The sequence below is a fragment of the Streptomyces sp. NPDC038200 genome, assembly GCF_055600785.1.
The window spans coordinates 77,181-91,812 of the sequence record NZ_JBVJYH010000028.1 but is presented as its reverse complement, the minus strand read 5'-3'; the positions used below and the strand labels follow the sequence as shown (position 1 = coordinate 91,812).

Here is a 14,632-nt window from a genome sequence, read left to right as displayed (position 1 = left end):
AGATCTTCATTCGATCCGATTTCCTCGGTGCTTTCCAGGTTCCCGCTTCCGCGTTTCCCTTTCCGGCGGTTCCGACTCTATCAGATCCTTTCGGTTCCGATTCCCGGTCGGCGGGGTTTGTCTACGGGCTTTTCGGCTTTTGCCTCCGGCCTTTTGACGTTCACTACGCTAGCCGATTCCCTCGGCGACTCATAATCGAGTCTCGCGAGTTCGAATTCGGGTACGCGGGCGCACCAGAAACGACCCCGGTGAGGGGGTGGGAGCTAGGTGGTGGGTTGGCCGCTCCGGCTGCAGGCGATCGCCGTACCCGGTTCAGCGGCTCGGGCTACATTACGCATCCCTACGAGCCGAGTCAACTTCGGCGCCGCCTCGGTACATGGGCCCGGTAGGGGCTGACCGTCGGGTCGTCGCCGACCCAGTACCGCCACGGGTGGAGGTCGCCGTTCCCGCCCTCTCCGGCAACCCCGGTGCGGGGACCGCTGCGTACCTGCTCAGCGGGGGTCGGCGCGCCCGTCAGTATGCGCAGCGGTGTCTCGCCGGAGGTGCACGCGTCCGTGCCGTCCAGTGCCCGGTCCACTTCCAGCGCCGTGGCGAGCCGGGCCGGCCCCTTGGCCAGTTCCTTGTCGTTGCGGGCCGAAACACGTCGCTTGCGAGCCAGCTCGGCGCCCTCCACCACCTCGCCCGCGCGGAGCAGGACGGCACTCGCCCGGCCCTCGGGTCCGCAGACCAGGTTCATGCAGTGCCACATGCCATAGGTGAAGTAGACGTACACATGTCCGGGCGGACCGAACATCACCGCGTTGCGGGCGGTGCGGCCACGGTAGGCGTGCGAGCCGGGATCGTTCGGGCCGTCGTACGCCTCCACCTCCGTGAGGCGGAGCGCGATCGGGCCGTCGGGGGTCGTGCGGACCAGGATGCGACCGAGGAGATCCGGTGCGACCTCCAGAACCGGGCGGTCGAAGAAGGCTCGAGGCAATGGCGTACGGTCCGGGGGCGCGATCATGCCCTCCGAGGGTAGTCCAGACGGGGCACCGTGCCGGCGGAACCGAGCGGGGGCGGATCGCGTTTGTACGGGTCGAGGGTCCATTCGTAAAGGGAGAGTCATGGCGTTCAAGAAGCTGCTCGCGAGCCTGGGGGCCGGCGGGGCGTCCGTGGAGACGGTGCTGACCGAGGTCAACGTCGTGCCCGGCGGTGTCGTCCAGGGTGAGGTGCGGATCCAGGGCGGATCGGTGAACCAGGCCATCGAGGGGCTGTCCGTCGGCCTCCAGGCCAAGGTCGAGGTGGAGAGCGGCGACCAGGAGTACAAGCAGGACATCGAATTCACGAAGGTGAGCCTCGGCGGTGCCTTCGAGCTGCAGGCGGGGGCCGTGCACGCGGTGCCGTTCGGGCTGGAGATCCCCTGGGAGACGCCGGTCACCATGATCGACGGACAGTCGCTGCGCGGGATGCACATCGGTGTGACCACCGAGCTGGCGATCGCGCGGGCCGTGGACTCCGGCGACCTGGACCCGATCAACGTGCACCCGCTGCCGGCGCAGAAGGCGATCCTGGACGCCTTCATCCAGCTGGGCTTCCGCTTCAAGAACGCGGACATGGAGCGCGGCCACATCCGGGGTACGCGGCAGAAGCTGCCCTTCTACCAGGAGATCGAGTTCTTCCCGCCGTCGCAGTACCGGGGCCTGAACCAGGTCGAGCTGAGCTTCGTGGCCGACGAGCACGCCATGGACGTCGTCCTGGAGATGGACAAGAAGCCGGGTCTGTTCAGTGAGGGCTCGGACACCTACCGGTCCTTCCAGGTCGGTCTGAACGACTGGCAGGGGACCGACTGGGCGGCGTACCTCAACCAGTGGCTGTCCGAGGTCGGCAGCAAGCGCAACTGGTTCTAGGCTCAGGACTGCTGGTTCCAGATCATCGATCAGGAGGTACCGAGGTGACCGAGCTCAAGCGGCGGCCGCTCCCCCACGCCTTCCATCCGCCCGTGCCGTCGTTCACCGTGACGAGCGAGGACATCGAGGAGGGTGCGACGCTGCGGAGCGCCCAGGTCCACGCGGAGGGCAACACCTCCCCCCAGCTGCGCTGGGAAGGGTTCCCGGCCGGGACCAAGAGCTTCGCCGTGACGTGCTACGACCCGGACGCGCCGACCGGCAGCGGGTTCTGGCACTGGGTGCTGTTCGACATTCCGGCCTCGGTGACCGAGCTGCCTGCGGGTGCGGGCAGCGGCAAGTTCGAGGGGCTGCCGGCGGGGGCCGTGCACGTGCGGAACGACTACGGGACGAAGGACTTCGGCGGTGCCGCGCCGCCGCCCGGGGACGGCCCGCACCGCTACGTCTTCACGGTGTACGCGGTGGACCAGGAGAAGCTCGGCCCGGACGCGGACGCCTCCCCGGCCGTCGTCGGCTTCAACCTCCGGTTCCACGCCATCGCGCGCGCCCAGCTGATCGGTGAGTACGAGAACCCCGCGGAGGGCTAGCCGCACCGCCCTGATTCAGCCGAGCGTTCATGGAACGTTTGCCCGCCTCCGGTCTTGGAAGTGATCGGAGGCGGGCATTTTTTATTGCGTTGTCCATCTCGGCGCGCCCGTCCAGAGTTGATCCAAGCCCGCCGGGGGGCGGGCAGGTGCGCACGGGAGGTGGGCTGGATGCGTGACACGTTGGTCCTGAACGCAAGCTTCGAGCCGCTGTCGACGGTGACTCTGAACCGAGCCGTGGTCCTGGTGCTGCAGGACAAGGCCGTGGTCGAACAGGCCCATCCCGAGCTGCGCATGCGCGGTGCGGATGTGGACATACCCGCGCCCCGGGTGATCAGGCTCTGCCGGTACGTACGGGTGCCGTTCCGAAGACAAGCGCCGTGGTCGCGGCGTGGGGTGCTGGTCCGGGACCGGCACCGGTGCGCGTACTGCGGGCGCCGGGCGACGACCGTGGACCACGTGCTGCCGCGGTCGCAGGGCGGGCAGGACACGTGGCTGAACACGGTGGCCGCCTGCGCGGAGGACAATCACCGCAAAGCGAACCGGACTCCGGAGGAGGCGGGGATGGCTCTGCTGAAGGAGCCGTTCGAGCCCACACCGGCCGATGCGATGCTCCTGGCGCTGGGCCAGGAGGACTTCGCCGCGCTTCCCGAGTGGCTCGCCCGGGAAGCGGCCTAGGCGTCTGCCGGGTCCCGCCGGTCGGCGACCGCGGGCTGTCCGTTGCCTCGCGCGCGGTTCCCCACGCCCCTGAGGGGGCGCGGGGAGGGACCCGGCGTGCTCCGGCGGCCCTTAGTCGATGCTCGGCTTCTCGCGGCGTTCCGAACCGCCGTTGCCGCCGTTGCCCGACGAGCCGTTGTTGCCCGAACCGCCGCCCAGGGAACCGAAGTTGCCCATCGCGCCGGAGAGGCCCTTGAGGGCGTCGCCGATCTCGCTGGGGACGATCCACAGCTTGTTGGCGTCCCCCTCGGCGATCTTCGGGAGCATCTGCAGGTACTGGTAGCTCAGCAGCTTCTGGTCCGGGTCGCCGGCGTGAATGGCCTCGAAGACCGTACGGACGGCCTGTGCCTCACCCTCGGCGCGCAGGGCCGCGGCCTTGGCCTCGCCTTCGGCGCGCAGGATCTGGGACTGCTTCTCGCCCTCGGCGGTGAGGATGGCGGCCTGGCGCGTACCTTCCGCGGTGAGGATCGCCGCGCGCTTGTCACGGTCGGCGCGCATCTGCTTCTCCATCGAGTCCTGGATGGAGGTGGGCGGCTCGATGGCCTTCAGCTCGACGCGGTTGACGCGGATGCCCCACTTGCCGGTGGCCTCGTCCAGGACACCGCGCAGGGCCGCGTTGATCTCCTCGCGGGAGGTCAGGGTGCGCTCCAGGTCCATGCCGCCGATGATGTTCCGCAGCGTGGTGACGGTGAGCTGCTCGATCGCCTGGATGTAGCTGGCGACCTCGTAGGTGGCGGCCCGGGCGTCGGTGACCTGGTAGTAGATGACCGTGTCGATGTTCACGACCAGGTTGTCCTGGGTGATCACCGGCTGCGGCGGGAACGGTACGACCTGTTCACGCAGGTCGATGCGGTTGCGGATGGTGTCGATGAACGGGACGACGATGTTGAGGCCCGCGTTCAGTGTCCGTGTGTAGCGGCCGAAGCGCTCGACGATGGCGGCGCTCGCCTGTGGGATGACTTGGATGGTCTTGATCAGGGCGATGAAGACCAACACCACCAGGATGATCAAGACGATGATGACCGGTTCCATCGTCGTTCCCCGTACCCTTCTCCGCCTCGGCGACTTCGGCAGATCTCATGACTGTTGAAGATCTTGCTGGTCGAGTCTGACAGACCGTCGCGCAACTCGTGAGTTTTTCTCGCCGAGTTGTCCTCAGAGGACGATCGCGGTGGCCCCTTCGATGTCCACGACGTCCACCTCCTGGCCGACTTCGTAGGCGCGGCCGGTGTCGAGGGCGCGGGCCGACCAGATCTCTCCGGCGAGCTTGATGCGGCCGCCGGAGGCGTCGACCCGTTCCAGCACGACGGCTTGCCTGCCCTTCAGGGCCTCGATCCCGGTGGCGAGTTGGGGGCGCTGTCTGCCGTGCCGGGCCGCGATGGGCCGGACGACGGCGATGAGGGCGACGGAGACGACGACGAACGTGAGGACCTGGATGACCGCGTCGAGACCGAGGGCGGAGACGACCGCCGCCGCGACGGCTCCCACCGCCAGCATGCCGAACTCCGGCATCGCGGTGACCACGAGCGGGATTCCGAGCGCCGCCGCGCCGACGAGCCACCACACCCATGCGTCGATGTCGTTCACAGGGTCATGGTAGGGCCCTGGTCGGGCGGCGGACAGGGCGCGCGGAGAGGGGCGGAGGGTCAGGACAGGGGCAGACCCTGGGCGGTCCAGCGCTCGCCGACCTGCTCCACGACGAGCGGGAGGCCGAAGCAGAGGGAGAGGTTGCGGGAGGTCAGTTCCAGCTCGACCGGGCCGGCGGCGAGGACCTTGCCCTGGCGGATCATGAGGACGTGGGTGAAGCCGGGGGCGATCTCCTCGACGTGGTGCGTGACCATGATCATCGAGGGGGCGATGGGGTCGCGCGCGAGCCGGCCGAGGCGGCGGACCAGGTCCTCGCGACCGCCCAGGTCGAGGCCGGCGGCGGGCTCGTCCAGCAGGAGCAGCTCGGGGTCGGTCATCAGGGCGCGGGCGATCAGCGTGCGCTTGCGCTCGCCCTCGGAGAGGGTGCCGAACTTCCGGTCCAGGTAGTCGGTCATGCCGAGGCGGTCGAGGAAGGCGCGGGCGCGCTGCTCGTCGACGGCCTCGTACTGTTCCTGCCAGCCCGCGGTCATGCCGTAGGCGGCGGTGAGGACGGTCTGCAGGACGGTCTGGCGCTTGGGGAGCTTCTCCGCCATGGCGATGCCGGCCACGCCGATGCGGGGGCGCAGCTCGAAGACGTCGGTGCCGGGCTTGCCGAGGGTCTCGCCGAGGATGGTGGCGGTGCCCTTGCTGGGGAAGAGGTAGCTGGAGGCGACGTTCAGGAGGGTGGTCTTGCCGGCGCCGTTGGGGCCGAGGATCACCCAGCGCTCGCCCTCCTTCACCGACCAGGAGACCTGGTCCACCAGAGCCCGGCCCTCGCGGACCACGGATACGTCCTGAAGCTCCAGAACATCGCTCATGAGCGCGTTGTCTCCCCTTGCAGTGTGGCCGGTCTCGGCTGTCGCGTACGCCTGTGGCTCGGGTCCGCCGCGCCGGTGGGCGCAGCCCTTATGAAATCTACGCCACGAGTGCCCCGCTCCATTCCATCGGTCCTGTCCTTAGGGTGGAGGCATGCTCTCGGAACCGCGTTCAGGACGCCTCGCCGCTTGGGGAAATGCCCTCTTGGCCGGACTTGTCTCTCCGGATGACGCCGCACTCGCCATCGTGGGCGAGGACGCGGTGCACCGGGTGGAGGGGCTGCCCGGAGAGTCCGCGCCGGTCGGGCTGACGCTCGCGCTGGGGCGGCTGCGCACGCTCGGGGTGAGCGGGTTGCGGGTGGCGCTTCCCGCGCCGGGGCACCCGCTGGGGCTGAGCGGTCCGCCGGAGTTCAACGCGCGGGCGCTGGCGGCCGAGGAGGCGGTGGTCTGTCACGGTGCCGCCTTCGGGCTGGTGCCGGAGGTGTACGAGGCGGGGCCCGCGGGTGATGTGCATGCCGAGGTGGTCTGGCATGTGCTGGCGGTGCGGGAGGCGCCGCCCGCCGATGTGCCGTCGCTGGGCGAGGCCGAGCGGGAGCTGGCGGAGGCCCTGCGGGAGGCGACCGAGGTGCTGTCGAAGCTGGACGTCGCGGGGTCGGGGTCGGTGGCGGAGGCGGCGATCGACGCCTACCGGTCGCGGGCCGAGCGGGGGCGGGAGGTGCTGGCCCCGGGGTATCCGCCGCGTGCGGTGCGCGTGTTGGAGCTGGCGCAGCGGGTGGGGCTGCTGGTGTCCCTGGCGTACGGCAACGGGCACGGGGGCGCGGTGAGCGCCTCGGAGATGGCGGCCCGGGGAGCGGCGCTGCGGCCCGTGGAGCGGACGGCGCGGCGGGCGCAGGTGGCGGCGTACAACGCGTTCGTGGAGGAGCGGGAGCGCGGGGGGCGGTAGCCGTGGGGCCCGGTCGCCGACGGGGAGGCGGACCGGGCTCCGGGCGGCGTGGCCGGACCGGCCTCAGCGGTTGAGGCCGAGGTTGCCGAAGGCCGGGTTCAGCGCGCCGATGACGTTCACACTGTTGCCGACCGCGTTCACCGGCACGTGCACCGGGACCTGAGCGACGTTGCCCGAGACGACGCCCGGCGAGCCGTGGGCCTCGCCGGCCGCCTGGGCGCCGCCGTGGGCAGCGGCCAGGCCGGCACCGGCGGCCACCAGACCACCGGCCACCATCGTCACGGCCGCCGCCTTCTTCAGGTTCTTCACTGTCAACCCCTCCTTGGCGTTCACCGCGGCGATCGCCGCGGCACGCACGGGAGAACGGCGGAGAGCACCGGAGGGTGCGCCATCCGGGTGACATTCCCACGACGGTATGAATCTCGGCCCGGACCGTGACGCTCCGTGGTGCCGCGGGTGAGGCGTGGGGCAGGGCGTTTCAGCCGGTCACGCCGTGGCGTACGGCCCAGAGCGCGGCCTGGGTGCGGTCGGCGAGGTCGAGTTTCATCAGGATGTTGGAGACGTGCGTCTTGACGGTCTTCTCGGAGAGGACGAGGGCGCGGGCTATCTCGCGGTTGGAGCGGCCGTCCGCGATCAGACCGAGCACCTCGCGCTCCCGCTCGGTGAGCGAGCCCCCTCTTCCCTGTCCGGTGCCGGCCTCCTCCTGGGAGAGCAGGACGTCGGCGACCTCGGGCTGGAGCAGGATGTGCCCGGCGTACACGGAGCGGATGGCGCCGGCGAGGGCGTCGGGGTCCACGTCCTTGTAGACGTAGCCGGCGGCGCCGGCGCGCAGGGCCGGGACGACCGTGCGCTGCTCGGTGAAGCTGGTGACGATCAGCACGCGCGCGGGGTTGCCGAGTTCGCGCAGTCGGCGCAGGGCACCGATGCCGTCCATGCCCGGCATCTTCACGTCCATGAGGACGACGTCGGGCCGCAGTTCCTCGGCGCGGGCGACTCCCTCGGTGCCGTCGGCGGCCTCGCCGACGACCTCGATGTCGTCCTGCACCTCCAGGAAGGTGCGCAGGCCCCGGCGGACGACCTGGTGGTCGTCGACCAGCAGCACCTTGATCGGTTCATCCACCGGGGACCTCCATCTCGATCGTGGTGCCCTTGCCGGGCGCCGATTCCACGCTCAGTGAGCCGCCGACCCCGCCGGCCCGGTCCCGCATCGAGACCAGGCCGAGGTGGCGGCCGGCGCGGCGGACCGCCGAGGGGTCGAAGCCGCTGCCGTCGTCGGTGACGCGCAGGACGGCTCCGCCGCCGCGCCGCTCCACGCTCACGTCGACCTGCCCCGCGCCGGAGTGGCGCAGGGCGTTGTGCAGGGCCTCCTGGGCGACCCTGAGCAGGGCCTCCTCCTGGGCCGCGGGCAGCGCGCGGAAGCCGTTGCTGGTGAAGGTCACGCGCGCGGTGTGGGCGCGGTCGAGGACCTGTGTCTGGGTGCGCAGGGTGGCGAGCAGGCCGTCCTCGTCCAGTGCGGCGGGCCGCAACTCCACGACGGCGGCGCGCAGTTCGTCGGCGGCCTCGGCGGCGAGGCAGGCCACCTGGTGCAGTTCGCCCTTGGCCCGGGCGGGGTCGCGGTCGACGAGCGCGGCCGCCGCCTGCGCGGTCAGGCGCAGCGAGAACAGCTTCTGGCTGACCGCGTCGTGCAGTTCGTGGGCGAGGCGGGAGCGCTCCTCGGCGATGGTCAGTTCGCGGCTGCGCTCGTACAGCCGGGCGTTGGTGAGGGCGATGGCGGCGTGCTGGGCGAGGATGGAGAGCAGTTCCTGGTCCTCCTCCGTGAAGCCGCAGCCGCCTTCCGGCCTGGGGCAGATCTTGTTGGCGAGGAACAGTGCCCCGAGGACCTCCTCGCCGTCCTTGATCGGCAGGCCCAGGAAGTCGACCAGGTCGGGGTGGGCGGACGGCCAGCCCTCGAAGCGGGGGTCCTTGCGCACGTCGGCGAGGCGCTCGGTCTTCGCCTCGCGCAGCATCGCGGCGAGGATGCCGTGCTGGCGCGGCAGCGGGCCGATGGCGCGCCACTGCTCCTCGCTGACCCCGTCCACGACGAACTGGGCGAAGCCCCCGTGGTCGTCGGGGACGCCGAGGGCGGCGTACTGCGCATCGAGCAGTTCGCGGGCGGAGGCGACGATCGTCTTGAGGACGTCGCGCACCTCCAGATGCCTGCTCATGGCCAGCAGCGCGGAACTCACCGCGGCGAGGCCGGACCGGGGGCCTTGACTCATGTCCTCACGGTACCGGCGGGGTGTGACAGCGCGGATCGGGCCTGTGACGGCGGGACCCGGTCCGCTGGGCCTAGGGCGGGCGGCGTAGGCCCGGCGGACCGGGGCCCGGGGCGTACGCCGAAGGACCCCGGGGGTTTGCGGCCCGCGTCCGAGGCGGCCCGGGCGGTGCGGTTCCTACGTTGTGGTCAGCCGCCCGGCGGGGGCGGTGAGCGACGAGGGGACGGTAGTCATGCCGGTGGCGATCATCACGGGGGCCTCGAAGGGCCTGGGGCGGGCGCTCGCGGAGGCGCTCGCCGCCCGCGGCTGGGATCTGGTGCTCGACGCCCGGGGCGCCGACGCCCTGCGGGCGGCCGCGGCGGCCGTGACGGGGCTCGGCGCGCGGGTGGTGGAGCTGCCGGGGGACGTCGCGGACGGCCGGCACCGGGCCGACCTGGTGGCCGCTGCGTGGCGGCTGGGCGGTGTCGATCTGGTGGTGAGCAACGCGAGCGCGCTGGGTGCCGAGCCGCTGGTGCGGCTGGCGGAGCTGCCGCTGGAGGGACTGCGGCGGGCGCTGGAGGTGAACGTGGTGGCGGCGCTGGGCCTCGTCCAGGAGGCGCTGCCGCTGCTCCGGGCCGCGCCGGCGGGCGCGGTGATCGCGGTCAGCTCGGACGCCGCGGTGGAGGCGTACGAGACGTGGGGCGGCTACGGCGCCTCGAAGGCGGCCCTGGACCGGCTCGTCGCGGTGTTCGGCGCGGAGGAGCCGGGGCTCAGGGTGTGGGCGGTGGATCCCGGGGACATGGCGACGGACCTGTATGCGGCGGCCGTACCGGACGACGACGGTCCGCGGCCGGCGCCCGCCGGTGTCGTCCCGGCGTTCCTGCGGCTGCTGGACGAGCGGCCGGCGAGCGGGCGGTACGCGGCGCCGGCCCTGGTGGAGGGGCGGTGACGACCACCGTGCGGGTGCCGGAGGAGCTGTCCGCGCGCGTGCCGGCCGAGCAGCGGGGGCCGGGGCTCGGCCGGGACGCCGTACGGCTGCTGGTGTCGTGCGGTACGCAGGTGGCGCATCACGCGTTCCGTGAGCTGCCCGGCCTGCTGCGGGCGGGGGATGTGCTGGTGGTGAACACCTCGCCGACGCTGGCCGCCGCGGTGGACGGGCGGCTCGGGCACGCGCGCGTGGTGGTGCATTTCTCCACCCGCGGGGACGACGGACGGTGGGCGGTCGAACTGCGGGAGCCGGACGGACGCGGTACTACACGCGCGCGTGCGGGTTCGCACGCGGGGGCGGGGGTGTCGTTGCCGGGCGGTGGCCGGCTGGTGCTGGAGGAGCCGCTGAGCGCCCGCGGGGAGCGGCTGTGGTGGGCGCGGGCCGCCGGGGCGGACGTGCGGGAGGTGCTGTGGGAGCACGGGCGGCCCATTCGCTACTCCTATACGCGGCGGGACCAGCCGCTGTCCGTGTATCAGACGGTGTTCGCGCTGCCGTCGCCGGACGGGGCGGGCAGTGCGGAGATGCCGAGTGCGGGCCGGCCCTTCACCGCGCGGCTGGTGACCGAGCTGGTGAGCCGGGGCGTGCAGTTCGCGCCGGTCACGCTGCACACGGGGGTCTCGTCGGCGGAGGCGCACGAGCCGCCGTATCCGGAGCGGTTCGCGGTGCCGGAGGCCTCGGCGCGGCTGATCGACGGCGTGCGCGCGGGGGGCGGCCGGGTGATCGCGGTCGGGACGACGGCCGTGCGGGCGGTGGAGTCGGCGGCGGGGCCGGAGGGGGTGGTGCGGGCGGCCGAGGGGTGGACGGATCTGGTGGTCACGCCCGAGCGCGGGGTGCGGGTGGTGGACGGGCTGCTGACCGGGCTGCACGAGCCGGAGGCCTCGCATCTGCTGATGCTGGCGGCGGTGGCCGGCCGGGCGGCGGTCGACCGGGCGTACGAGGAGGCGCTGCGGGAGCTCTACCTGTGGCACGAGTTCGGCGACGTCCACCTCATCCTCCCGGAGGAGAACCCTCACACACAGCATTGCGATGGCAACTCGCGGTGAGGTAGTCCGCAATTCCATGTGAGCCCGCGCATAGGGCCTGCATCACGTACGAAAGGGCATAGGAGATAAACCGCCCCGCATGAACGGGACAGACGGTCCTGTCTGTCCCATTTTGCCCTTCCCTGATCCACTATCCAGCATCGTATGTCACACCTTTGCCTGGGCATTTTGCGCCCGCTAAGAATGGCTTCCGTCGCTCAGCGCCGCAGGTTCAGACCAGCGGCGTTCGTGCGGGAGGAGCCGATTCCTCCGGCGGACGCAGGAGCGACCTCCGCGCTATCCGAAGAGGTCCATCAGCCATGCCCAAGAACATCCTCGCTCGTGCTCATAGTCGTACCCTGACCAAGCAGCACAAGATCGCCGTCGCCGGCGTCGCCGCGCTCGGCACCGCCGCCCTCGTGCTCTCGGCCGCCCCCAGCAACGCCGAGACCGTCACCACCGGCGCCCCGGCCACGGCCACGCAGGTCGCCACCGGCACCGTCCTGCACAACGTCAAGGGCACGATCACCGGCCAGCTCGCCGCCGAGAGCGTCAAGCTCGACACCCTCGCGGCGCAGAAGAAGGCCGCCGACGCCGCCGTCGCCAAGAAGGCCGCCGAGGCCGCCGCCGTGCAGCAGGCCGCCGCGAAGCGGGCCGCGCAGGCGCGCGTCGCCCAGGCCGCCACCCGCTCCGTGCAGCGCCTGCAGATGGAGCCGGTCGCCGCGAAGACGTACTCCAACAACCTCGACGGCTGGATCCGGCAGGCGCTGGGCATCATGAAGTCCAAGGGCATCCCGGGCAGCTACAACGGCCTGCACCGCAACATCATGCGGGAGTCCTCCGGCAACCCCATGGCCATCAACAACTGGGACGTCAACGCCGTCAACGGCATCCCGTCCAAGGGCCTGCTCCAGGTCATCCCGCCGACGTTCACCGCCTACCACGTCGCCGGCACCTCCTGGAACATCTACGACCCGGTCGCGAACATCACCGCCGCCGCCAACTACGCGGCCCACCGGTACGGCTCGATCGACAACGTCAACAGCGCGTACTGAGGCCTGGCGCGGGACCTCAGCGACGTGACGCCGAAGGGCGGCACCCCGATCACGGGGCGCCGCCCTTCGGCGTTGTAGGGGCGCGGTTACTTGCGCATGACCTCCGGCTCGTGGCGGCGCAGGAAGCGGGCCACGAAGAAGCCGCAGACCACACCGAGCGCGATCAGCGCGACCATGTCCAGACCCCAGGCCGAGGCCGTGTGGTCCCACAGCGGGTCGGTGCTGCCCGGGTCGTCGCTGTTCGGGGCGATGTTGTTGAAGTCCAGCGTGGCGCCGGCCGCGGCGACCGCCCAGCGCGACGGCATCAGGTACGAGAACTCGTTCACGCCGAGCGTGCCGTGCAGGGTGAAGAGGCAGCCGGTGAAGACGACCTGGATGATCGCGAACATCACGAGCAGCGGCATGGTCTTCTCGGCGGTCTTCACCAGCGAGGAGATCACCAGGCCGAACATCATCGAGGTGAAGCCGAGCGCCATGATCGGCAGGCACAGCTCGAACAGCGTCGAGCCGCCGAGGACGAGCCCCTTCTCCGGGATCTCCCGGCTGGAGAACCCGATGAGGCCGACCATCAGGCCCTGCAGCACCGTGACGGCGCCGAGCACGACCACCTTCGACATCAGGTACGCCGAGCGGGACAGGCCGGTCGCCCGCTCCCGCTCGTAGATCACCCGCTCCTTGATCAGCTCACGGACCGAGTTCGCGGCGCCCGCGAAGCACGCGCCGACGGCGAGGATCAGCAGGACGGTGGTGGCGGTGCCGTTCGGGACGTGCGTGCCGGTCTTCGGGTTGATCGCCTCGTTGACCAGCAGGCCGTGGCTGTGGTCGATCAGCAGGCTGACCGCGCCGAGGACCGCGGGCAGGATCACCGTCAGCGCCAGGAAGCCCTTGTCGGAGGCGATGACCGCCACATAGCGGCGTATCAGCGTCATCAGCTGGGAGCCCCAGCTCTGCGGCTTGGGCGGCTTCAGCGCCTGCGGCGCGGGCATGGGTACGGCCTGCGGGGCGATCGCGTCGATCTCCGCGGCGTACATCTGGTAGTGCTGCGAGCCCTTCCAGCGTCCCGCCCAGTCGTAGTCGCGGTAGTTCTCGAAGGCGGAGAAGACGTCGGCCCAGCTGTCGTAGCCGAAGAAGTTCAGCGCCTCCTCCGGCGGCCCGAAGTAGGCGACCGCGCCGCCCGGCGCCATCACCAGCAGCTTGTCGCACAGTGCCAGCTCGGCCACCGAGTGGGTGACGACGAGGACCGTACGGCCGTCGTCGGCGAGGCCGCGCAGCAGCTGCATGACGTCGCGGTCCATGCCCGGGTCGAGGCCCGAGGTCGGCTCGTCCAGGAAGATCAGCGACGGCTTGGTCAGCAGCTCCAGGGCCACCGAGACACGCTTGCGCTGGCCGCCGGACAGGGACGTGACCTTCTTGTCCTTGTGGATGTCCAGCTTCAGCTCGCGCAGCACCTCGTCGATGCGGGCGTCGCGCTCCTGCGCGGTGGTGTCGGCCGGGAAGCGCAGCTTGGCCGCGTACTTCAGGGCCTTCTTGACGGTCAGCTCCTTGTGCAGGATGTCGTCCTGCGGGACCAGACCGATGCGCTGGCGCAGCTCGGCGAACTGCTTGTACAGGTTCCGGTTGTCGTACAGCACCTCGCCCTGGTTGGCGGGCCGGTAGCCGGTGAGCGCCTTGAGCAGGGTCGACTTGCCGGAGCCGGACGGACCGATCACGGCGACCAGCGACTTCTCGGGCACGCCGAAGGAGACGTCCTTCAGGATCTGCTTGCCGCCGTCGACCGTCACGGTCAGGTGGCGGGCCGAGAAGGAGACCTCACCGGTGTCGACGAACTCCTCGAGGCGGTCGCCGACGATCCGGAACGTCGAGTGGCCGACGCCGACGATGTCGCTCGGGCCGAGCAGCTGCGAGCCGCCCTTGGCGATCGGCTGACCGTTGACGTAGGTGCCGTTGTGCGAGCCGAGGTCGCGGATCTCGAAGCGGCCGTCGGGCGTGACGTGGAACTCGGCGTGGTTGCGCGAGACCTGCAGGTCGGAGACGACCAGGTCGTTCTCCAGGGCACGGCCGATACGCATCACGCGGCCGAGCGCGAACTGGTGGAACGTGGTCGGGCTGCGGTCGCCGTAGACCGGCGGCGCCCCCGCGCCACCACCGGGCGTCTTCTGCGCGTACTGCTCGGCGGGCCCGCCCTGCTGCTGCGGGAACGCGGGCGGCTGCTGCCAGCCCGCCTGGGGATCCTGCTGATGTGCCGCCGCCTGAGGGGGCACGGCCTGCTGCGGGGCAGCCTGCTGGGCCCAGCCGGGCGCGTCGGCGCCCTGCGCCGCGTACGGCGCCGACGGCTGCACCGGGCCGCCGACCGGCGCCGCGGCCGCCGACAGATTCAGCCGCGGTCCGTCGGTGGCGTTGCCGAGGTGCAGCGCCGAGCCGGGGCCGATCTCCAGGTGCTGGATCCGCCGGCCCTGTGCGAACGTGCCGTTGGTGCTGCCGTGGTCCTCGATGGCCCAACTGCGGCCGTTGAAGCTGACCGTGGCGTGTCGCCAGGAGACCCTGGCGTCGTCGAAGACGATGTCACCCTGCGGATCGCGGCCGAGGGTGTAGGGCCTGGACGGGTCGAGCGTCCAGGTACGTCCATTTGATTCCAGTACGAGTTCCGGCACTCCATGCCCCACTGAGTTGTCCCCCGAGTTATCCCCATCACAGGGAGTTTAGGGATGTCGAACATCGTGGGGAACTATTTCAGGCTCGGCCCTCTGACCGAAACCCGGGCCTTG

At 71.0% G+C, this 14,632-nt stretch carries 15 protein-coding genes; 7 read left to right on the top strand and 8 right to left on the bottom strand.

The features are described 5' to 3' along the window. Positions 1-352: 352 nt before the first annotated feature. Positions 353-1,003 (bottom strand): DNA-3-methyladenine glycosylase, encoded by a 651-nt coding sequence (locus ACZ7KF_RS37815; RefSeq protein WP_471085919.1) that lies wholly within the window; start codon positions 1,001-1,003, stop codon positions 353-355. A gap of 100 nt (positions 1,004-1,103) precedes the next feature. Between ACZ7KF_RS37815 and ACZ7KF_RS37810 the strand changes: the two genes are divergently transcribed. From ACZ7KF_RS37810 to ACZ7KF_RS37800, 3 genes are all read left to right on the top strand, one after another. Continuing rightward, positions 1,104-1,886: a sporulation protein gene (locus ACZ7KF_RS37810; RefSeq protein WP_471085916.1), complete on the top strand. Its 783-nt coding sequence runs from the start codon at positions 1,104-1,106 to the stop codon at positions 1,884-1,886. Between the two features lie 44 nt (positions 1,887-1,930). Then, positions 1,931-2,470 carry a YbhB/YbcL family Raf kinase inhibitor-like protein gene (locus ACZ7KF_RS37805; RefSeq protein ID WP_471085913.1) on the top strand — a complete coding sequence of 180 codons (540 nt, stop codon included), beginning with the start codon at positions 1,931-1,933 and terminating at the stop codon, positions 2,468-2,470. Positions 2,471-2,638: 168 nt separating this feature from the next. After that, positions 2,639-3,145: an HNH endonuclease gene (locus ACZ7KF_RS37800; protein ID WP_471085910.1), complete on the top strand. Its 507-nt coding sequence runs from the start codon at positions 2,639-2,641 to the stop codon at positions 3,143-3,145. 111 nt (positions 3,146-3,256) lie between these two features. Here the strand turns inward: ACZ7KF_RS37800 and ACZ7KF_RS37795 are convergent, their stop codons facing one another. The 3 genes from ACZ7KF_RS37795 to ACZ7KF_RS37785 all read right to left on the bottom strand — a co-directional run bounded on the left by ACZ7KF_RS37795 (position 3,257) and on the right by ACZ7KF_RS37785 (position 5,628). Continuing rightward, positions 3,257-4,216, bottom strand: a complete 960-nt coding sequence (locus ACZ7KF_RS37795; protein ID WP_471085907.1) for an SPFH domain-containing protein — start codon at positions 4,214-4,216, stop codon at positions 3,257-3,259. A gap of 123 nt (positions 4,217-4,339) precedes the next feature. Further along, entirely contained in the window at positions 4,340-4,771 is a 432-nt protein-coding gene (locus ACZ7KF_RS37790; protein WP_471085904.1) for an NfeD family protein, read from the bottom strand. Between the two features lie 59 nt (positions 4,772-4,830). Beyond that, positions 4,831-5,628 (bottom strand): ABC transporter ATP-binding protein, encoded by a 798-nt coding sequence (locus ACZ7KF_RS37785; RefSeq protein WP_471085901.1) that lies wholly within the window; start codon positions 5,626-5,628, stop codon positions 4,831-4,833. A 151-nt stretch (positions 5,629-5,779) separates the two neighbouring features. On the opposite strand from ACZ7KF_RS37785, the gene ACZ7KF_RS37780 reads away from it, so the two are divergent. Beyond that, positions 5,780-6,568, top strand: a complete 789-nt coding sequence (locus ACZ7KF_RS37780) for a hypothetical protein (RefSeq protein ID WP_471085898.1) — start codon at positions 5,780-5,782, stop codon at positions 6,566-6,568. Positions 6,569-6,631: 63 nt separating this feature from the next. Here the strand turns inward: ACZ7KF_RS37780 and ACZ7KF_RS37775 are convergent, their stop codons facing one another. The 3 genes from ACZ7KF_RS37775 to ACZ7KF_RS37765 form a co-directional block, all read right to left on the bottom strand. After that, on the bottom strand, positions 6,632-6,877 hold the full coding sequence (locus ACZ7KF_RS37775) for a chaplin (RefSeq protein WP_225828158.1): 246 nt from the start codon (positions 6,875-6,877) through the stop codon (positions 6,632-6,634). A gap of 169 nt (positions 6,878-7,046) precedes the next feature. Continuing rightward, complete coding sequence (locus ACZ7KF_RS37770) at positions 7,047-7,688, bottom strand: response regulator (protein ID WP_471085895.1); 642 nt, start codon at positions 7,686-7,688, stop codon at positions 7,047-7,049. Further along, positions 7,681-8,826, bottom strand: a complete 1,146-nt coding sequence (locus ACZ7KF_RS37765) for a GAF domain-containing sensor histidine kinase (RefSeq protein WP_471085892.1) — start codon at positions 8,824-8,826, stop codon at positions 7,681-7,683. The genes ACZ7KF_RS37770 and ACZ7KF_RS37765 overlap by 8 nt, the downstream gene beginning before the upstream one ends. A gap of 229 nt (positions 8,827-9,055) precedes the next feature. Here ACZ7KF_RS37765 and ACZ7KF_RS37760 point away from each other — a divergent pair, with 229 nt between their 5' ends. From ACZ7KF_RS37760 to ACZ7KF_RS37750, 3 genes are all read left to right on the top strand, one after another. After that, positions 9,056-9,751 (top strand): SDR family NAD(P)-dependent oxidoreductase, encoded by a 696-nt coding sequence (locus ACZ7KF_RS37760; protein WP_471085889.1) that lies wholly within the window; start codon positions 9,056-9,058, stop codon positions 9,749-9,751. Beyond that, complete coding sequence (locus tag ACZ7KF_RS37755; RefSeq protein WP_471085886.1) at positions 9,748-10,833, top strand: S-adenosylmethionine:tRNA ribosyltransferase-isomerase; 1,086 nt, start codon at positions 9,748-9,750, stop codon at positions 10,831-10,833. The genes ACZ7KF_RS37760 and ACZ7KF_RS37755 overlap by 4 nt, the downstream gene beginning before the upstream one ends. A 299-nt stretch (positions 10,834-11,132) precedes the next feature. Further along, on the top strand, positions 11,133-11,867 hold the full coding sequence (locus tag ACZ7KF_RS37750; RefSeq protein ID WP_471085883.1) for a transglycosylase SLT domain-containing protein: 735 nt from the start codon (positions 11,133-11,135) through the stop codon (positions 11,865-11,867). Between the two features lie 86 nt (positions 11,868-11,953). Here ACZ7KF_RS37750 and ACZ7KF_RS37745 read toward each other — a convergent pair whose 3' ends face one another. Further along, a complete protein-coding gene (locus ACZ7KF_RS37745; RefSeq protein WP_471085880.1) occupies positions 11,954-14,518 on the bottom strand; it encodes an ABC transporter ATP-binding protein/permease in 2,565 nt (854 codons plus the stop codon). Between the last annotated feature and the right edge of the window lie 114 nt (positions 14,519-14,632).